Below are 282 nucleotides of genomic sequence, written 5' to 3'. Positions count from 1 at the left end.
GATCGCGCCCTGTCCGCGGCCGTGCAGGGCGTGCGCGCCCGCGGCGGCATCGTCGTGGTGATCGCGCACCGGCCGAGCGCGCTGGCGGCGGGCGATCGCATCCTGGTCCTCGGGGACGGGCGCGTGCAGCTGCACGGCCCGCGCGACGAAGTTCTGTCGAAGCTGAACGCCCTGACGCGGCAGACGCCCACGAGGGGCGCATGACGACGGATCGCACGCCTGACGGGCCGGCTACGGATCCGACATACGAGACGCGCCGCTCCTTGCGGCGGCACGGCGCCG

1 pseudogene is annotated in these 282 nt (G+C 75.2%); it reads left to right on the top strand.

From position 1 onward, the window contains the following. Positions 1–204: pseudogene (locus ACLBYB_RS33435) on the top strand (type I secretion system permease/ATPase); the annotation flags it as partial. Positions 205–282 lie beyond the last annotated feature (78 nt).

Source organism: Methylobacterium sp. D54C, from assembly GCF_053345595.1.
This window is presented reverse-complemented; position numbering and strand designations above follow the sequence as displayed.